This window comes from Tenebrionibacter intestinalis (assembly GCF_016632365.1).
In the GTDB taxonomy this organism is placed as follows: Bacteria; Pseudomonadota; Gammaproteobacteria; order Enterobacterales; family Enterobacteriaceae; genus Tenebrionibacter; species Tenebrionibacter intestinalis.
In genome coordinates this window covers 23,541-41,349 of the sequence record NZ_JAEPBH010000016.1, presented here as the reverse complement: position 1 = coordinate 41,349, position 17,809 = coordinate 23,541, and the positions used below count along the sequence as shown (strand labels likewise).

Here is a 17,809-nt window from a genome sequence, read left to right as displayed (position 1 = left end):
AAGGTTTAGGGGAAACCCGTTTACGTGAAGCCCGATGATAAAGAGGGCTTCATCAACGGTGAACGGGTAAAGCGTGCTGTTTGCAGGCGCCTGCAAACAGCAACGCAACCGTTGCTTCGCAGCGCGCTCGCCTTCGGCCACTGCTGCGATCGGCCCGCCGTCCTGTCTCGTTTCGCCTCAGCCTGCCTGCGGTTTGCTAATTTCAGCGGGCGTCAGCCCCACGCGGTAAGCCCGTACGTGTTAAAAGCGAGCAGGGATGCTGATTTAAATAACAAGTAAAGAGGCCCAAAGCCGGGCCTCGACATGGCATGCTTTCTTGCATTAACAGTTAACGTTATTCATAAACAGGCTTTACTGACGGTATGGCGGCTTTTTCCAGTCTTTGTTAAATATGCAAGCTTATTTATGCGTATGCCTTTCCCGCAAATTTTCAATCACGTTACCCAAATCAAGTTCCTGGTCCTGAAGCAGTACCAGTAAGTGATATAGCAGGTCGGACGCCTCATCAACTAATTCTGTACGATCGTTAACGGTTGCCGCCAGTGCGGTTTCCACGCCTTCCTCGCCCACTTTTTGTGCGATGCGTTTGGTGCCGCTGGCGTAAAGCTTCGCCGTATAAGAGCTGCCCGGGTCAGTGTGTTTACGCCCGGCCAGCAGTTGTTCAAGTTGGTAGAGAAAGTGCCATGCGTGGCGCGTTTTTTCGCCAAAACAGCTTGATGTCCCAAGATGACAGGTTGGGCCGACAGGGTTTGCCAGTATCAGTAATGTGTCGTTATCGCAGTCCGGCGCTATGCTGACAACCTTAAGAAAGTGGCCGGAGGTTTCGCCTTTCGTCCACAGCCGCTGTTTGGTGCGTGAATAAAAGGTGACGTTGCCTGAGGTTTCGGTTTTTTCAAGGGCCTGCGGGCTCATATAGCCGAGCATCAATACTTCACCGGATACCGCATGCTGGATAATGGCAGGCATCAGGCCGTCGGTTTTAGCCCAGTCCAGTTTGCTACGTTGTATTGTCGTTAACACGGCCTTATCTCCACGCCCTGTTGAATTAAATAACGCTTCAGTTCACCGATATTGATTAGCTGCTTATGGAACACTGAAGCTGCCAGCGCGCCGTCAACGCGGGCGTCGCGAAAAGCCGACAGGAAATGTTCCATTGTGCCCGCGCCGCCGGAAGCAATGAGCGGTACGCGGCAAACCTCGCGTACTTTCTTTAATTGCAGCAGATCGTAACCGTTGCGTACGCCGTCCTGATTCATCATGTTAAGCACAATTTCACCGGCGCCGCGTTTTTGCGCTTCCAGCACCCAATCCAGCGTTTCCCACTGCGTGACGCGGGTGCGGCTTTCATCGCCGGTATACTGATTAACGTGATATTTACCGCCCTGGTCGTCAAACCAGGTATCAATGCCTACCACAACGCACTGTACGCCAAAGCGTTCAGCCAAGCGCGTAATCAGCGAGGGATCGGCAAGCGCGGGAGAGTTAATGGAAATCTTATCTGCGCCACAGGAGAGAATATGCGCCGCATCGTCAACAGTTTTAATGCCGCCCGCCACGCAAAAGGGAATATCAATCACTTCCGCTACGCGTGAAATCCAGCTTTTATCGACCACGCGGCCATCGCTGGAAGCGGTAATATCATAAAATACCAACTCGTCGGCGCCTTCTTCGGCATAGCGTTTTGCCAGCGGTACGATGTCGCCGATGATTTCATGATTACGAAACTGCACGCCTTTGACCACCTGGCCGTTGCGTACGTCAAGGCAGGGGATTATCCGTTTTGCCAGCATTGAATCGCCTCTTTTACATTAAATTTGCCTTCCAGCAACGCGCGGCCAACGATAACGCCTTTCACGCCGCTGCCGCGCAGCGCGGCGATATCATCAAGTCCGCCAATACCGCCGGAGGCCTGAAACGCCACCCGGGGGTAACGGGCGCAAATGTTCCGATAAAGCGCCACATTCGCGCCAGCCAGCGTGCCGTCGCGGGAAATATCGGTACACAAAACGTGCGCCAGGCCAAATGGCGAAAAGCGCTCCACCAACTGCTCCAGAGTAATGCCGGAGGTCTCCTGCCAGCCGCTGACCGCGACCTGTTTATTGCCCTGTGCGTCAATGCGTACGTCGAGCGCCAACACAAGCTTTTCCGGGCCGAAACGTGTAAACCAGCCTTCAACCCGCGTCGGTGATTTCACTGCTGTTGAACCCACCACCACGCGGCTCGCGCCGGCGTTCAGCAGCGCCTCAACGTCTTCTTCGGTTCGCACGCCGCCGCCTACCTGTACCGGCACGCTGACGCCTGCCAGCAACATTTTCAGCAACGGTATCTGGCGTCTGCTGGGCTCTCTGGCGCCGGTCAGGTCGACCAGGTGCAACGTCTGCGCGCCCTGGGATTGATAATCCTGCAGGCGCGGCAGCGGATCGGCGCCGTAGTCGCGCTGCTGGCCGTAATCCCCTTGATGCAGGCGCACAACACTGCCTTCAATTAAATCTAATGCCGGGATAATCATTTACATCTCCAGGAAGTTTTTTAGCAACTGCGCGCCCGCCTTGCCGGAGCGCTCAGGGTGGAACTGCACGCCGTAAAAATTCTCTTTTTGTACGGCGGCGGTAAAAGGTTCGCCGTAATTGCACCGGGCGATGGTGCAGGCGTTTACCGGCATCGCGAAGCTGTGTACAAAATAGAAGTACGCGCCGTCCTCAATATCGCGAAACAGATGATGTCCCGCCTGTGCGAAGACGCGGTTCCAGCCCATATGGGGCAGCGGCAGGCCGTGGTCCGTCATCTTGTTTACCGGCTCCTCCAGGATGCCGAGCGTTTCCACGCCGTTACTTTCGTCGCTGCGGCTGCCCAGCAACTGCATGCCCAGACATATCCCCAGCACCGGTTGGGTACAGGCCTGGATAAGCGCTACCAGCTCGCGTTCGCGTAACCGATCCATTGCTGCCTGCGCGGTGCCCACGCCGGGTAGCAGCAGTTTGTCTGCGCGTAACGCTACGTCAGGGTAGCGGCTGACCACGGGGGCATGGCCCAGCCGTTGTATCGCCCATTTTACTGAAGAGAGGTTGGCGCAGCCGGTATCAAGAATCACTATATTCATCACAGCACTCCCTTTGATGAGGGAAGCGTGTCGCCTTGCACGCGTATGGCCTGACGCAGCGTGCGGCCAAAGGCTTTAAATAAACTTTCCACGCGGTGATGATCGTTTTTGCCTTTGGTTTTCAGGTGCAGCGTCACGCCCATTGCGTAGGAGAGCGAACGAAAGAAGTGCTCAACCATTTCAGTGCTCAGGTCGCCCACGCGCTGAAAATGGTATTCGGCTTTATATTCAAGGTGCGGGCGGCCGGAGATATCCAGCGCACAGCGCGCCAGGCACTCGTCCATCGGCAACACAAAGCCGAATCGGGCAATGCCGCGTTTGTCGCCAAGCGCCATTTTCAGCGCTTCGCCAAGCGCCAGCCCGGTGTCTTCCACCGTGTGGTGATCGTCAATATACAGATCGCCCTTTACGTCTATCGCCATTTGAAAGCCGCCGTGCGTGGCAATTTGATCCAGCATGTGATCAAAAAAACCTACGCCAGTGTTAATTTTGCTGCCGCCTTCGCGATCGAGCCATACCTGTACGTCTATCTGTGTTTCTTTTGTGTTGCGCGCTACGTGGGCGTAACGGTCGCGTCGCGTCAGCCGTTCCCCGATGGCGCGCCAGCTCAGGCCGTCGCAGCCGTAGCGCAGGCCGTTGATGCCCATGTTATCCGCCAGTTGCAGGTCGGTCGCGCGGTCGCCAATGACGTAGCTGTTGGTTTTATCCATTGCGCCGTCTTCCAGATAGCGCGACACCAGCGCCGTTTCAGGTTTGCGGCAATGGCAGTTATCGGCGGGCAGATGTGGGCAAATCAGCACCTCTTCAAAGTTTATGCCCTGAGAAGTGAAAATCTGCATCATTAGATTGTGCGGGCCGTCAAAATTCGCCTGCGGCAGACTGGCGGTGCCAAGCCCGTCCTGGTTGGTTATCATCACAAGCTTGTAACCTGCCTGCTGGAGCGTCAGCAGCGACGGGATAACGTCGGGTTCAAAAGCGAGTTTTTCAAAGCGATCGACCTGGTAATCGTCCGGCGGTTCGGTTATCAAAGTTCCGTCACGGTCAATAAAAAGATATTTTTGGCTCATTGGCCCTCCTGGTCGCGCAGTGCATCCAGCACGCGCAGGCACTCTGCCCGGGTGCCGACGGTAATACGCAGGCAGCCGCTAAGGCTCGTTTGTTTGCTCTGGTCTCTGAGAATAATGCCCCGATCCCATAGCGATTTAAACAGGCGGCCGGAATCAACAAAGCGCGCCAGCACATAGTTAGTTTCTGAGGTAAAAACCTGCTCCACGTCGTTTATCGCCTTCAGGCCGTCTACCAGCAGGCGGCGGTTTTCAATCGTTTCCGCCACGCGTGCGCGCATGGCTTCAATACCGGCTGGCGACAACGCCTGAGCGGCGATATCGGCAACGGGAGTGGAAAGCGGATAAGGCGCAATGACCTTTAGCAGCAGGTTAATCACCTCCTCGTTAGCAAGCGTGAAACCGCAGCGCAGCCCGGCCAGCGCAAAGGCTTTGGATAGCGTGCGCAGAATGGCAAGGTGGGGATAGTCGTTCAGCCAGCCCGCAAGCGTCGCCTGCGGGCAGAACTCAATATAGGCCTCGTCGATAACCACGATGGCCCGATCGCGGGTCATTACCAGCAACGCGCGCAGCGCGTCAGGGTTAATCAACTGGCCGGTTGGGTTATTGGGGCTGCAAACAAAGACCACTTTTACCCCGTCCAGCCGCTGTTCGATAGCCGCAAGATCCAACTGCCAGTCGCTAAGCGTTGGCGCCGTGCGGCATTCCACGCCGGTGGTTTCAGCGCTGACGCTATACATGCCATAGGTGGGCGGGCAGTAGAGTACGGCATCCTGTCCCGGTTCGCAGAAGGCGCGAATAAAGAGTTCAATTCCTTCGTCCGCGCCGCGGCTTACTACGACCTGGCCTGGCTTGACGCCAGCATATGCCGCGTAACGCTCAATAAGCGCTGTGGGTTGGCACTCCGGGTAGCGGTTTAGCGTTTGCTGTGTCAGCGTAAATTCCACGGCGCAGGGATATTCATTGGCATTCAGCCAAACATCGCCTTTGCCGCCAAGCCGCCGTGCGGACTGGTAGGGCGTCAATGCGCGTACGCTGGCGCGCGCCAGGGCTTCAGTTTTCATTGCTGCTCCTTAAGCGCGTTCACGCGCAGCGTTACCGCGTTTTTGTGGGCCGTCAATTGTTCTGCGCCGGCAAGCGTTTCAATGGTTGGAGCCAGGGCGGCAAACCCCTGCGGGCTAAGTTCCTGCACAGTCATACGCTTTTGAAAATCGGCAAGCCCAAGGCTTGAACACGTGGCGGTATAGCCGTAGGTCGGCAGCACGTGATTAGTGCCGGAGGCATAGTCTCCGACGGATTCCGGCGACCAGTCGCCAAGGAAAACGGAGCCGGCGCTGGTTACGTTGTCCACCAGTTCGCGGGCGTTACGGGTCTGGATTATCAGGTGTTCGGGGCCGTACTGGTTGGAGATGTCCACACATTGCGCAAGATCGCGCGTCACAATCAGGCGGCTGGCGGCCAGCGCCTGGCGTGCGGTTTCGGCGCGCGGCAGAGCGGCAAGCTGGCGTTCAACGGCGTGCGCCACGCGTTGAGCCAGCGCTGCATCCGGCGTGAGCAGAATAACTTGTGAATCCGGGCCGTGTTCGGCCTGGGAGAGCAAATCGGCGGCGATAAAATCGGGGGTAGCGCCGCTGTCGGCAATGACCAGCACTTCTGAGGGCCCGGCGGGCATATCAATTGCCGCGCCGTCCAGGCGCTGGTTTACCTGGCGCTTGGCTTCGGTCACGAAAGCGTTGCCAGGGCCAAAAATTTTGTCCACGCAGGGGAGGCTTTCGGTGCCAAACGCCATTGCCGCAATTGCCTGCGCGCCGCCAACCTGAAACACCTCTTCAATGCCGCACAGTTTAGCGGCATAAAGAATTTCATCGGCAACAGGCGGCGGCGAGCACAGCACCACGCGGCGGCAGCCGGCGATGCGCGCAGGGATGGCCAGCATCAGCACCGTAGAGAACAGCGGCGCTGAACCGCCGGGAATATAGAGGCCGACGGCCGCTATCGGGCGCGTGACCTGCTGGCAGCGCACACCCGGCAGGGTTTCCACATCCACTTCCGGCAGCCGCTGGGCGCGGTGGAAGGCGTCAATATTGGCGGCGGCAACCGCCATCGCCTGTTTAACGTCATCGCCAGGGCGCATCGCCGCGGCGCTTATCTCATTTGCGCTGATGCGTATATTCTGCACGCAGGTTTTGTCAAACTGCGCGTTGTAGTCGCGCAGCGCCGCGTCGCCGCGATTTTTTACATTATCCAGGATCTCGCTGACGGTACGGCTGATACTGTCGGAGGCGGAAATCGCCGGGCGCATCAGCAGCGCGCGTTGTTGCGCGCCGCTGAGCGTATTCCAGTCGATGATTGTGCTAAAGGCCATATCGTTACTCCATCATCTTCTCAATAGGCAGGACGAGAATAGAGCTGGCGCCCAGCGCTTTAAGCTTCTCCATCGTTTCCCAGAACAGGGTCTCGCTGCTGACCATATGCATCGCTACACGCTGTTTGTCGCCTGCCAGCGGCAGGATGGTCGGGCGCTCGGCGCCGGGCAGCAGCGCGACGACTTCTTCCAGGCGATCGCCTGGCGCGTGCAGCATAATGTATTTAGATTCACGTGCCTGAATAACGCCCTGGATACGCGTGAGCAGTTTGTCGATGAGATCTTGTTTCATCTGCGGCATATCGCCATCGCGCTGAATCAGGCAGGCTTTTGAGCGGTAGATGACTTCCACTTCGCGCAGGCCGTTAGCCTCAAGCGTGGCGCCGGTTGACACCAGATCGCAGATAGCATCTGCCAGACCGGCGCGCGGGGCGACCTCCACCGAGCCGTTCAACAGACAGGATTTGAACGGCACCTCTTTCTGGTCGAGATAGCGCTTGAGCAGGTGAGGATAAGAGGTGGCGATGCGCCGGTTGCTGAGGCTTGCCGGGCCATCCCATGGTTCATCGACCGGCGTTGCCAGCGACAGGCGACAGCCGCCAAAGTCGAGGCGGCGCAAGGTGAAATAGCGTGGATCTTCACCCTGGGCGCGGCGGCTTAGCAGCTCTTCTTCCAGCACATTTTCGCCAATAATGCCAAGATCCACGACGCCATCCATCACCAGACCGGGAATATCGTCATCGCGAACGCGCAGGATATCTATTGGCATGTTTTCCGCCAGCGCAATCAGCCGCTGGGTGTGCAGGTTGATTTTTATGCCGCAGCGGGCCAGTAATTCGCGCGAATCATCGCTAAGTCGTCCTGATTTTTGCATAGCTATGCGTAAGCGGCTGTTGTCTGTCATCTCTTCCTCTCCTGAATACTGCGTTAACCGGTGTAGCGCGCGAAATAAAAAAAGCCCCCGGAAGACAATCTTCCGGGGGCTTTTTATGAAGCGTTACTCACCGCTGGAAGATTCTGAACGTCTTCCAGCACACATCGCCTGAAAGACTAGTCAGGATGATGGTGGTGGTGATGGAAATTATTCGCGGTACGCTTCATTACAATCTCATTGAATGTTTATTCATTGTCTGTTCGATAACCTAAACCAGATTATGGCGGGAACGCAAGGGCTTTTTTAGCGCTTTTTTCGGTACGGACGTACACAGGCGGATAGCTGCCGGGGATTTCGCGCCCAAACCGTTTGATTCGGAGTTTGACAACAGTCTCATTGTCACTTTTTATTCGCTGGCGTAGCCTTAAATACAGCATCAGGACACTCTGTGGCGACGGGCGGGAGAAAAGGCATGAAAAGGGTGGCGATTGTCGGGTTAGGTTGGCTGGGGATGCCGCTTGGCATGGCGCTGTTGGCGCGCGGCTGGGAGGTCGTCGGCAGTAAAACGACGCAGGATGGCGTAGAGGCCGCGCGCATGTGCGGCATTGAAAGCTATAAGCTGACGCTGGCGCCTGAGCTTGTGTGCGACAGCGACGATCTGGATGCGCTGCTTAACGTTGACGCGCTGGTCATTACGCTGCCTGCGCGCCGCAGCGGCGATGGCGAACGCTTTTACCTGCAGGCGGTACAGGAAATTGTCGACAGTGCGCTGGTCTACGCTATTCCACGCATTATTTTTACCAGTTCCACCGCCGTCTATGGCAATGCCGCCGGTATAGTGAAAGAAAGTTCGCCGCTGGCGCCGGTAAGCGAAAGCGGCCGCACGTTGCGCGAGCTGGAAAACTGGCTGCACGGGCTGCCGGGGACGTCGGTGGATATTTTGCGCCTGGCGGGGCTTGTAGGGCCGGGGCGACATCCCGGCCGCTTTTTGGCCGGGCGCAGCGTGCCGGGCGGCAATCATGGCGTTAACCTGGTTCATACTGAAGATGTTATTGATGCCATTATTTTGCTGTTACAGACGCCGCGCGGCGGGCGCATTTATAATTTATGTGCGCCTGAGCACCCGCCGCGCGCGCTGTTTTATCCGCGCATGGCGCGTAAACTGGGGCTGGCGCCGCCGGTATTTCAGGTTACGGCGGGGAGTGAGGGCGGTAAAATCGTTGACGGCAGCCTTATTTGTAAAGCGCTGGGGTTTGAATATCAACATCCGGACCCGATGAATATGCCGATGGAGTAAGCGAAGGGAGCGGTTAAAAATATGCTGAAAAAGCTTATTAGGCTCTTTGCCGGCGTCAATATCGGGTAACGGAAATGTTGTGTAATCCCAGGTCTGGCGCGGTCTGGCGGGGCGGTGAGAATTTGTGTAAAAAGAATTTCGCCGTCAGGGCGATGGAGTCTTGTCATCGCGCTTTTACTGGGGCAAAATACGCCGCCTGCAAAATGAGACAAACCGACGCTTTACTGGGTGTCGGTTATTTTTTTGCAGTAAACAAACCCAATTAAACAAGAGGCCGGGCTCAGTACCGGATAGATACACATTTAAGAATCGACAGACGTGTCGCCGAGGAAAAACTAAGATGGGGCAATTTGTTGCTTTTGCGTTTGGGGGATATCACCATGTCGCATAACGTCACCGCTACTTCTTCCCGCGTGGGGCTGCGTAAGACGCTTACGCTGCTTCCGGTTGTCATGATGGGACTGGCCTATATGCAGCCCATGACGCTTTTCGATACGTTTGGCATTGTATCCGGCCTGACACACGGTCACGTCGCTACCGCGTATGCCTTTGCGCTCGTCGCCATCCTCTTTACCGCGCTAAGCTACGGTAAGCTGGTGCGCCGCTTTCCGTCGGCAGGTTCGGCGTATACCTACGCACAAAAGTCCATCAGCCCGACAGTGGGTTTTATGGTGGGCTGGTCATCGCTGTTGGATTATCTGTTCATGCCGATGATCAACATTCTTCTGGCGAAAATTTACTTCGAAGCGCTCATCCCTTCTGTGCCGTCGTGGATTTTTGTTGTGGCGCTGGTGGCGTTTATGACCATCTCCAACATGCGCAGCATTAAGACCGTGGCGAACTTTAACACCGTTATCGTGGTGCTGCAGATGGGTATTGTCGCCGTGATTGTCGGTATGGTTATCTGGGGCGTGGCCCACGGCGAAGGCGCCGGTACGCTGGCCAGCTCGCGCCCGTTCTGGAGCAATGACGCCCAGGTTGTGCCGATGATTACCGGGGCTACGATTCTGTGCTTCTCGTTTCTGGGCTTTGACGGCATCAGTTCGCTCTCAGAAGAGACTAAAGACGCAGGCCGCGTCATTCCGAAAGCCATCTTCCTGACGGCGCTGATTGGCGGGCTGGTATTTATCCTCGCCTCTTATTTTCTGCAACTGTACTTTCCGGATATTTCCCGCTTTAAAGATCCGGATGCGTCACAGCCAGAAATCATGCTTTACGTTGCGGGCAGGGCGTTCCAGTTCGGGGTGCTGATTTTCTCGACTATTACCGTGTTGGCCTCTGGCATGGCGGCGCATGCGGGCGTTTCTCGCCTGATGTATGTGATGGGCCGCGATGGCGTCTTCCCGTCCCGCTTTTTCGGTTATATCCACCCGGTGTGGCGTACGCCGGCGTTCAATGTGCTGCTGGTCGGCGCGATTGCGCTGCTTGCGATTAATTTCGATCTGGTGACCGCGACTGCGCTTATCAACTTTGGCGCGCTGGTTGCGTTTACGTTCGTGAATCTGTCAGTTATTTCGCAGTTCTGGATTCGCGAGAAGCGTAATAAAACGCTTAAAGATCATATTAACTATCTGATCCTGCCGATATGCGGCGCGCTGACCGTGGGGGCGCTGTGGGTGAACCTGGAGGCCAGCTCTATGAAGCTCGGCCTGATTTGGGCCGCTATTGGCCTGATTTATCTGGCTTGCGTGACCCGCAGCTTCCGCAATCCGGTTCCGCAGTACGAAGATGTTGCGCACTAAAGGTTAATAAGACGCAGACGCCTTTCAGTGTGTTGATAAAAGGGGGCAAAACAGGGTTTTGCCTCCTCAGGTTGTTGACAAAGAAGGAAAAACGAAGCTTTTCCTTCTTTGTGGTAAGCAGGCGAAAATCAATACATTGATTTTCCTTATTTTTTTATTGTATTTCATCCATCCTGTCTGCGACAGGATGGGATTTGTCAGCAGTCTCGGGGGGCAAAACAGGGTTTTGCCTCCTTTGTCGTTAACAGAATCACTTCAACTTTTTGTTTTCCAGGGTTTATATTCCAGAAGGGCATGAACCCCCGTCTCGGTGCGCCTTTGCGGCGCTTTTTTGTTTTGAACCGATGCGTGAATGCTTGCCGGGAAGGCCGACGTTTGACTTAAAAACGCAGCGCGCCGGCGGCCTGGACGCGCCTTTGGGGCCACTGTTACTCACACAAAACGGTTTGTAGTCCGGTTTTTTTTGTTGTTAACGTTGACGCTTAACAGAAGAATTCATGCCGGAAGGTTGAAAGAAAAGGGGCATCTCACTCATACTTCCTGCAGGTTTTGTAAAAGGACAAAGTCATGGCCGAAGAAACAATTTTCAGCAAAATTATACGCCGCGAAATTCCTGCGGATGTTATTTATCAGGATGAACTGGTTACCGCTTTTCGCGATATCGCGCCCCAGGCGCCGAGCCATATACTTATCGTTCCCAATACGCTTATCCCAACGGTTAACGACGTTAAGCCCGAACACGAAATGGCGCTGGGCCGTATGATGACCGTTGCGGCAAAAATAGCTGAACAGGAAGGTCTGGCTGAAGAGGGTTATCGGCTGATTGTGAACTGCAATCGCCATGCAGGGCAGGAGGTTTATCATCTTCATATGCACCTGCTTGGCGGACAAGCGCTGGGGCCGATGTTGACGCGTAAAGGGCTGTGAAGATGCGCCTGCAAACGCCGTTTACCGTCTTTTGCGCGCTGCTGCTGGCGGCCTGTAGCGCAAAGCCGGTTATTCCGGTTAACGACAGGCAGACGCTGGTCATGGAGGCGACGGTGCTGGCGGCGGGGGTCACGGCCGATGAGCCGAGGTTTTCTTCACGCGTTATTCAGCCGATAGCGACCTCGCGTTTGTATAACGAACGCGACAGTGCCGTAAAAATTCATTACCGTTTTTACTGGTACGATAGTAAAGGGCTGGAAATGCATCCGCTGGAACGCGCCAGAGAGATTGTTATACCGCCACGCGCTGGCGTAACTGTCGCTTCCAGCGGTAATTTTATAGGCGCACGGCAGGTGCGCTTGTCTATCTGGCTCTGAGGGGTGAAATTTGATTAGGGAACTTCATCGTTACATTCTACTGGCGACGACAGCGGTGTTGCTGGTCGGCTGCGGGCTTAACGACGGCGCAAGGCAGCCTGCGCCGATAAAAGAGATTAAACCAGAATCTCCGCAGCCGGCGCCGCCGACGACCGTACCGCCGGCGCCTGCCCTGCCGCAGGATAAGCCGGGGCCTGTCGTTCAGCCGCCAAAACCTGCGCAGCCGCCGCGCGAGCGCGTATGGAACTGGAGCGGCGCCGTGCAGCCTATGGTCGGCAGGATGCTGCAGGTTGGCGGCGTGAGCGCCGGCAGCGTGCTGTTGGTTGATAACGTCAATAACCGCACCAACGGTAGCCTGCCAACGGCAAAAGCCACCCAGGCGCTGCGCAGTGCGCTGGCAAATAACGGTACATTTACTCTGGTAGGCGACCAACAACTGGCGATGGCGAAGCAGCAGCTTGGGCTGTCGGCGCAGGATAGTCTGGGCAGCCGCAGTAAGGCGATAGGTATCGCGCGTAATGTCGGCGCGCAGTATGTGCTCTATACCAGCGCAGGCGGCAATGTAAATTCACCGACGCTGCAAATGCAACTGATGCTGGTGCAAACCGGTGAAATTGTCTGGTCGGGAAAGGGCGGCGTTGAACGCATCCAGTAAACTGACGCCTGAGGCGTTGATTGCGCGGTATTTTCCGGCGGCTCAGGCCGCCGGTACTGTTTCTACCGTGCAGGGATTAAGCGGCGGCAGTATCAGAATTGCCTGCGGCGATCGTATCTACGCTGCGCGGCGCAGCTTACCGCAGGCGCCGCCCGGCGTTTCGCTTGCGCGCCAGTATCGGGCGTTAAAGCAGCGCTTGCCGGGCACTGGCCCCACGCCGCGCCTGCTGGCTGGCGGCTGGCTGGTGACCGACTGGTTGCATGGGCGGCCGTGCGCAGAGGCGGTGAATATAAACGATCTGGCTGCCTTGCTGCGCCACCTGCACGCCCAGCGGCGTTTTGGCTGGCGTATCTCGCTGCCATCGTTGTTAACGTTTTACTGGCAGGCGGCTGCCCCGGAGCGCCGTTCTCGGTTCTGGCTAAGCATGCTCAAACGCCTGCATCAGCAGGGGGAACCGGCTGCGTTGAAGCTGGCGCCGCTGCATATGGATGTACACGGCGATAATCTGATTCAGACGCCTGACGGTCTGCGTCTTATTGACTGGGAATATGCAGGCGATGGGGACATCGCGCTGGAGCTGGCGGCGACGGGAATGGGTGAGGCGCTCACCCAGGCCTACGCCGAACGGACGCGGTATTCCGCCGCCGCGCTTGCGCGCCAGGTGCGGCGCTGGCAGCCGTGGGTACAGGCATTAATGGCCTCCTGGTATGAATGGCGCTGGCAGCAAACCCGGCAGCGCCAATTTATTCAACTGGCGGACGACGCGTGGCGGCGTCTGCGATTTATGGAGTATGAAAGATGAGCACAGGACCGGTAATGTTGGATGTGGCAGGTTTTGAGCTGGATGGCGAAGAACGCGACATTTTGCAGCACCCGCTGGTGGGGGGGCTGATCCTCTTTACGCGTAATTACCACGATCCGGATCAATTGCGCGAACTGGTGCGCCAGATCCGCAGCGCGTCACGCCAGCGCCTTGTGGTAGCGGTAGATCAGGAGGGGGGACGCGTACAGCGTTTTCGTGAAGGGTTTACCCGTCTGCCTGCGGCGCAGTCTTTTGCCGCAATACTGGGGATGGAGGAAGGAATGAAGCTGGCGCATGAAGCGGGCTGGCTGATGGCAAGCGAGATGATTGCGATGGATATCGATATTAGTTTTGCGCCGGTGCTGGACGTAGGCCATATTAGCGCGGCAATTGGCGAGCGCTCCTGGCATGACGATCCGGAAAAAGCGCTGAGGCTGGCCGAGCGTGCGATTGACGGTATGCATGAAGCAGGCATGAAATGTACCGGTAAACACTTTCCCGGTCACGGCGCGGTTACGGCCGACTCGCATAAAGAAACCCCGTGCGATTCGCGTTTGGAAGCTGACATTCGGGCGCGGGATATGGCGGTATTTCGCACGCTCATTGAGCGCAACAAGCTGGATGCGGTGATGCCCGCGCATGTGATATACAGCAATGTGGACCCGCGTCCTGCCAGCGGCTCGGCGCACTGGTTAAAAACCGTGCTGCGCGGCGAGCTGGGTTTTAACGGCGTTATTTTCTCTGATGATTTGTCGATGGAAGGCGCGGCTATTATGGGCAGCTATGCCGAGCGCGGGCAGGCGTCGTTGGATGCGGGTTGCGATATGATCCTCGTCTGTAATAATCGTAAAGGCGCGGTAGATGTGCTGGATAACCTGTCGCCGAAAAACGCCCTGCGTGTTACAAATTTGTACCATCGCGGCGCGATAACCCGGCAGGCGCTCAGGGAGTCATCGCGCTGGAAACAGGCGAACCAGCAGCTTGAGGCGCTGAATGCGCGCTGGCTGGCGCATAAGGCGCAGATGCCGGTTGAGTAAATTTTTAGCGCGGTGAGGGTGCAATGATTATCTATTTACACGGTTTTGATTCCAGTAGCCCCGGCAATCATGAAAAAGTGCTGCAACTGCAGTTTATCGATCCTGATGTCCGGTTGATCAGCTACAGTACGCGCCATCCGAAGCACGATATGCAGCATTTGCTCAAAGAAGTCGACAAAATGCTACAGCTAAATATTGACGACAGGCCGCTGATTTGCGGCGTTGGGCTGGGCGGCTACTGGGCGGAGCGCATTGGTTTTCTCTGCGATATACGTCAGGCGATTTTTAACCCAAATCTGTTCCCTTACGAGAACATGGAAGGCAAAATCGACCGCCCGGAAGAGTATCTGGATATCGCCACGAAATGCGTGGAGAATTTTCGGGAGAAAAATCGCGATCGCTGTCTGGCTATCCTGTCACGTAATGATGAAGCGCTGGACAGCGAACGTTCAGCCGGGCTGCTGCACCATTTTTACGAAATTGTCTGGGATGAGCGGCAGACGCATAAGTTCAGCGATATTTCTCCCCATCTTCAGCGTATAAAAGCCTTCAAAACGCTCGGTTGAGCGACATACCTCCTGAGAGTTAAAGCGCCAGCATTTGCTGGCTCTTTTGTCTATGTTTTAAACGATAAAACTTGATACATATCAAATTTGGTATGACCAATGCGCCATTCATGTTACTCTGCCGTAAAATGTGACGTTTCATCATAGATAACTGGTTGTTAATTAAAGGATATATAAATAAGCCTTAATTAACAGATGGTAAGCAAAACCGGGGAGTTTTTATCTTCATGACAGCAATGAAAAAAATCGTGATTGTGGGCGGCGGCGCCGGCGGGCTGGAGCTGGCGACGCAGTTAGGCAGAAAACTGGGGCGGAGTAAAAAAGCCAAAATCACGCTGGTTGATCGCAATCACAGCCACTTGTGGAAGCCGCTGTTGCATGAAGTCGCGACGGGGTCGCTTGATGAAGGCGTGGATGCGCTAAGCTATCTGGCGCACGCGCGCAATCATCATTTTCAGTTTCAGCTTGGCTCAGTAATGGATATCGACAGGGAAGGAAAAACAATTACCCTTGCCGCGTTGCATGATGAAAAGGGTGAACTGCTGGTGCCTGCGCGCAGGCTGGCCTACGACACGCTGGTGATGGCGCTGGGGAGCGCCTCTAATGATTTCAACACGCCGGGCGTCAAAGAACACTGCATTTTTCTTGATAACCCGCACCAGGCGCGCCGCTTTCACCAGGAGATGTTAAACCTGTTTTTGAAATATTCGTCCAGCCTTGGCGTTAACGGCAAAGTCAATATCGCCATTGTCGGCGGCGGCGCAACCGGCGTGGAGTTGTCCGCCGAGCTGCATAACGCCGTTAAACAGCTACACAGCTATGGCTATAAAGGGCTGACCAGCGAAGCGCTGAACGTTACGCTGGTGGAAGCGGGCGAGCGCATTTTGCCCGCGCTGCCGCCGCGTATTTCCGCTGCCGCCCAAAGCGAGCTGACCACGCTTGGCGTACGCGTGCTGACTAACACTCTGGTCACCAGCGCCCAGGCCGATGGTCTGAATACGAAGGATGGCGAATTTATTCAGGCTGATCTGATGGTATGGGCGGCAGGGATTAAAGCCCCGGACTTTATGAAAGAGATTGGCGGGTTGCAGACCAACCGTATAAACCAACTGGTGACTGAACCAACGCTTCAGACAACCCGCGATCCGGATATTTACGCTATCGGCGATTGCGCCTCCTGCGCCCGCCCGGAAGGGGGCTTTGTGCCGCCGCGCGCGCAGGCCGCACACCAGATGGCCGCCTGCGCGCTGCACAATATTCTGGCGCAGATGAAAGGCAAAACGCTGAAAAACTACGTTTACAAAGATCATGGTTCGCTGGTGTCGCTGTCTAAATTCTCCACCGTAGGCAGCCTGATGGGCAACCTGATGCGCGGCTCGATGATGGTGGAAGGGCGTATGGCGCGGCTGGTTTACCTTTCGCTGTATCGCATGCATCAAATAGCGCTACACGGCTATTTTAAAACCGGCCTGATGATGCTGGTCGGCAGCATCAACCGCGTTATCCGCCCACGTCTCAAACTGCATTAATAATGCCTGCCGCGGCTTGCCTGTTAAGTTGCAGGCGAGCCGCTTAATCCGCCGTGCTTTCCTGCGCTTATTCCAGGAATTTTCTTTTATCTGGCATTTTATTCCGCCACTCCCCCCCCTCTTTCAGCTTTTGTCTGATGGGGCAACGCTGACATAACGTTACAAAATGATCGGCTTAACACAGCTCTGGAGGAAGATCTGGTGAATAAATCCATGTTAGCGGGTATTGGTATCGGCGTTGCCGCCGCGCTGGGCGTGGCGGCTGTGGCCAGTATGAACGTATTCGAAAGCGGCCCGCAGTATGCGCAGGTATTATCCGCCGTGCCTGTTAAAGAGACCATAAAGACGCCGCGCAAGGCGTGCCGTAATATGACGGTTACGCATCGTCGCCCGGCGCAGGATGAAAATCGCCTGATCGGTTCTGCGTTGGGCGCGGTGGCAGGCGGCGTTATCGGCCATCAGTTTGGCGGCGGGCGCGGTAAAGATGTGGCGACGGTGGTTGGCGCGCTTAGCGGCGGCTATGCCGGAAACCAGATTCAGGGCGCTATGCAGGAAGGGGATACGTACGCCACAACGCAGCGGCGTTGTAAAACGGTATATGACAACACAGAGAAAATGCTGGGTTATGACGTCACGTACCAGATTGGCGATCGGCAGGGGAAAATCAGAATGAGCAGCGATCCCGGTACCCGGATCCCGCTTGATAATAAGGGGCAACTGGCGCTGAACCAGAAAACCTGAATATAGAGTAACCACGCCTGTTACTGACATACGGGATTTCATCAAAGTGAACGGACAAGGCGGGCTACCCCGGTCCGCTTTGCAATCTCAGATGGCTTCGTAAAGCGATCGTTGCTTCACGGTGCGCCACTGCCCGTCTGTCAGACAGCGGCCGGTTCGGCTTCCTGCCTGGTTTCGCCTCAGCCGCTATGCCGGGCGCGCTGTACTTGCCTACGCCTGCGGTTCGTGGCGTCAGCAATCCCGTATATGTTAAAAAAGCGAACCAGGCCGCTGACCAAATAAAAAGAAAAGGGGGCCGGTAAAGGGTCTGACCCTATAAAGTTGGATGGGTCAAATAACCCATTAAAAAATGCGTTAGCATGTGATGCAGATCACGTCTATGCTTACTTTACTGATCGTTATTTGTTCCGTTAAGCCGTGCTCAGCGCGAGGGCGTTAAATATGAAAAGTGCAAAACGGCTTTTAGCCATTGCCGCGCTTAGCGCGCTCTCTTTTTCTTTTACAGGCCAGGCCGCGCTTGAGGTTGAAACCCCGCCTGCGGGCCTGCGGCAGATAGGTATAATCTCGATGTCGGGCGGGGCAAATCGACAAACGTTGCAGTCTCAACTTTCGGCAAAAGCGGACGTAAAGGGGGCGATAGCCTACCGTATTATCTCAGTTAACGGGCCGCCGCCTCTTTATGGCACTGCCGCTATTTATAAATAAGCGTTAGCGCTCATTGCCTTTATTTCTT

The 17,809-nt window shown here is 55.8% G+C and carries 20 protein-coding genes and 1 other annotated feature; of the genes, 12 read left to right on the top strand and 8 right to left on the bottom strand.

What is annotated here, in order from left to right:
• Positions 1–24: 24 nt before the first annotated feature.
• Entirely contained in the window at positions 25–279 is a 255-nt protein-coding gene (locus JJB97_RS07780; RefSeq protein ID WP_238713459.1) for a hypothetical protein, read from the top strand.
• A 120-nt stretch (positions 280–399) separates the two neighbouring features.
• Here the strand turns inward: JJB97_RS07780 and hisIE are convergent, their stop codons facing one another.
• The 8 genes from hisIE to hisG are packed head-to-tail and all read right to left on the bottom strand — an operon-like array spanning position 400 to position 7,433.
• Entirely contained in the window at positions 400–1,020 is a 621-nt protein-coding gene (gene hisIE, locus JJB97_RS07775) for a bifunctional phosphoribosyl-AMP cyclohydrolase/phosphoribosyl-ATP diphosphatase HisIE (RefSeq protein WP_238713458.1), read from the bottom strand.
• The gene (gene hisF / locus JJB97_RS07770) at positions 1,014–1,790 is read right to left on the bottom strand and encodes an imidazole glycerol phosphate synthase subunit HisF (protein WP_238713457.1); all 777 of its coding nucleotides are present in this window, start codon (positions 1,788–1,790) and stop codon (positions 1,014–1,016) included. Before hisF ends, hisIE begins: the two co-directional genes overlap by 7 nt.
• Positions 1,772–2,509, bottom strand: a complete 738-nt coding sequence (hisA, locus tag JJB97_RS07765) for a 1-(5-phosphoribosyl)-5-[(5-phosphoribosylamino)methylideneamino]imidazole-4-carboxamide isomerase (RefSeq protein WP_238713456.1) — start codon at positions 2,507–2,509, stop codon at positions 1,772–1,774. Before hisA ends, hisF begins: the two co-directional genes overlap by 19 nt.
• On the bottom strand, positions 2,510–3,100 hold the full coding sequence (gene hisH / locus JJB97_RS07760; protein ID WP_238713455.1) for an imidazole glycerol phosphate synthase subunit HisH: 591 nt from the start codon (positions 3,098–3,100) through the stop codon (positions 2,510–2,512).
• Positions 3,100–4,167, bottom strand: coding sequence for a bifunctional histidinol-phosphatase/imidazoleglycerol-phosphate dehydratase HisB (hisB, locus tag JJB97_RS07755; protein ID WP_238713454.1), 1,068 nt, complete (start codon positions 4,165–4,167; stop codon positions 3,100–3,102). The genes hisH and hisB overlap by 1 nt, the downstream gene beginning before the upstream one ends.
• Positions 4,164–5,228, bottom strand: a complete 1,065-nt coding sequence (hisC, locus tag JJB97_RS07750) for a histidinol-phosphate transaminase (RefSeq protein WP_238713453.1) — start codon at positions 5,226–5,228, stop codon at positions 4,164–4,166. Before hisC ends, hisB begins: the two co-directional genes overlap by 4 nt.
• Positions 5,225–6,529, bottom strand: a complete 1,305-nt coding sequence (gene hisD / locus JJB97_RS07745; RefSeq protein ID WP_238713452.1) for a histidinol dehydrogenase — start codon at positions 6,527–6,529, stop codon at positions 5,225–5,227. The genes hisC and hisD overlap by 4 nt, the downstream gene beginning before the upstream one ends.
• A gap of 4 nt (positions 6,530–6,533) precedes the next feature.
• Complete coding sequence (gene hisG, locus JJB97_RS07740; protein ID WP_238713451.1) at positions 6,534–7,433, bottom strand: ATP phosphoribosyltransferase; 900 nt, start codon at positions 7,431–7,433, stop codon at positions 6,534–6,536.
• A 45-nt stretch (positions 7,434–7,478) separates the two neighbouring features.
• Positions 7,479–7,604, bottom strand: a sequence feature (His leader region).
• Positions 7,605–7,875: 271 nt separating this feature from the next.
• Here hisG and JJB97_RS07735 point away from each other — a divergent pair.
• From JJB97_RS07735 to JJB97_RS07685, 11 genes are all read left to right on the top strand, one after another.
• Complete coding sequence (locus JJB97_RS07735; protein ID WP_238713450.1) at positions 7,876–8,700, top strand: SDR family oxidoreductase; 825 nt, start codon at positions 7,876–7,878, stop codon at positions 8,698–8,700.
• A 380-nt stretch (positions 8,701–9,080) separates the two neighbouring features.
• Positions 9,081–10,442 carry an APC family permease gene (locus tag JJB97_RS07730; RefSeq protein ID WP_238713449.1) on the top strand — a complete coding sequence of 454 codons (1,362 nt, stop codon included), beginning with the start codon at positions 9,081–9,083 and terminating at the stop codon, positions 10,440–10,442.
• A gap of 567 nt (positions 10,443–11,009) precedes the next feature.
• Positions 11,010–11,369 carry a purine nucleoside phosphoramidase gene (gene hinT / locus JJB97_RS07725; protein WP_238713448.1) on the top strand — a complete coding sequence of 120 codons (360 nt, stop codon included), beginning with the start codon at positions 11,010–11,012 and terminating at the stop codon, positions 11,367–11,369.
• Positions 11,370–11,371: 2 nt separating this feature from the next.
• A complete protein-coding gene (locus JJB97_RS07720) occupies positions 11,372–11,746 on the top strand; it encodes a YcfL family protein (protein WP_238713447.1) in 375 nt (124 codons plus the stop codon).
• A gap of 13 nt (positions 11,747–11,759) precedes the next feature.
• Complete coding sequence (lpoB, locus tag JJB97_RS07715; protein ID WP_238713488.1) at positions 11,760–12,401, top strand: penicillin-binding protein activator LpoB; 642 nt, start codon at positions 11,760–11,762, stop codon at positions 12,399–12,401.
• On the top strand, positions 12,385–13,203 hold the full coding sequence (gene thiK / locus JJB97_RS07710; RefSeq protein WP_238713446.1) for a thiamine kinase: 819 nt from the start codon (positions 12,385–12,387) through the stop codon (positions 13,201–13,203). The genes lpoB and thiK overlap by 17 nt, the downstream gene beginning before the upstream one ends.
• Positions 13,200–14,240, top strand: coding sequence for a beta-N-acetylhexosaminidase (gene nagZ, locus JJB97_RS07705; RefSeq protein ID WP_238713445.1), 1,041 nt, complete (start codon positions 13,200–13,202; stop codon positions 14,238–14,240). The genes thiK and nagZ overlap by 4 nt, the downstream gene beginning before the upstream one ends.
• A 23-nt stretch (positions 14,241–14,263) precedes the next feature.
• The gene (ycfP, locus tag JJB97_RS07700) at positions 14,264–14,806 is read left to right on the top strand and encodes an alpha/beta hydrolase YcfP (RefSeq protein ID WP_238713444.1); all 543 of its coding nucleotides are present in this window, start codon (positions 14,264–14,266) and stop codon (positions 14,804–14,806) included.
• Positions 14,807–15,033: 227 nt separating this feature from the next.
• A complete protein-coding gene (locus JJB97_RS07695) occupies positions 15,034–16,335 on the top strand; it encodes an NAD(P)/FAD-dependent oxidoreductase (RefSeq protein ID WP_399198263.1) in 1,302 nt (433 codons plus the stop codon).
• Between the two features lie 201 nt (positions 16,336–16,536).
• On the top strand, positions 16,537–17,076 hold the full coding sequence (locus JJB97_RS07690; RefSeq protein ID WP_238713443.1) for a glycine zipper 2TM domain-containing protein: 540 nt from the start codon (positions 16,537–16,539) through the stop codon (positions 17,074–17,076).
• 441 nt (positions 17,077–17,517) lie between these two features.
• Positions 17,518–17,781: a YdgH/BhsA/McbA family protein gene (locus JJB97_RS07685; RefSeq protein WP_238713442.1), complete on the top strand. Its 264-nt coding sequence runs from the start codon at positions 17,518–17,520 to the stop codon at positions 17,779–17,781.
• The last annotated feature ends 28 nt before the right edge of the window (positions 17,782–17,809 follow it).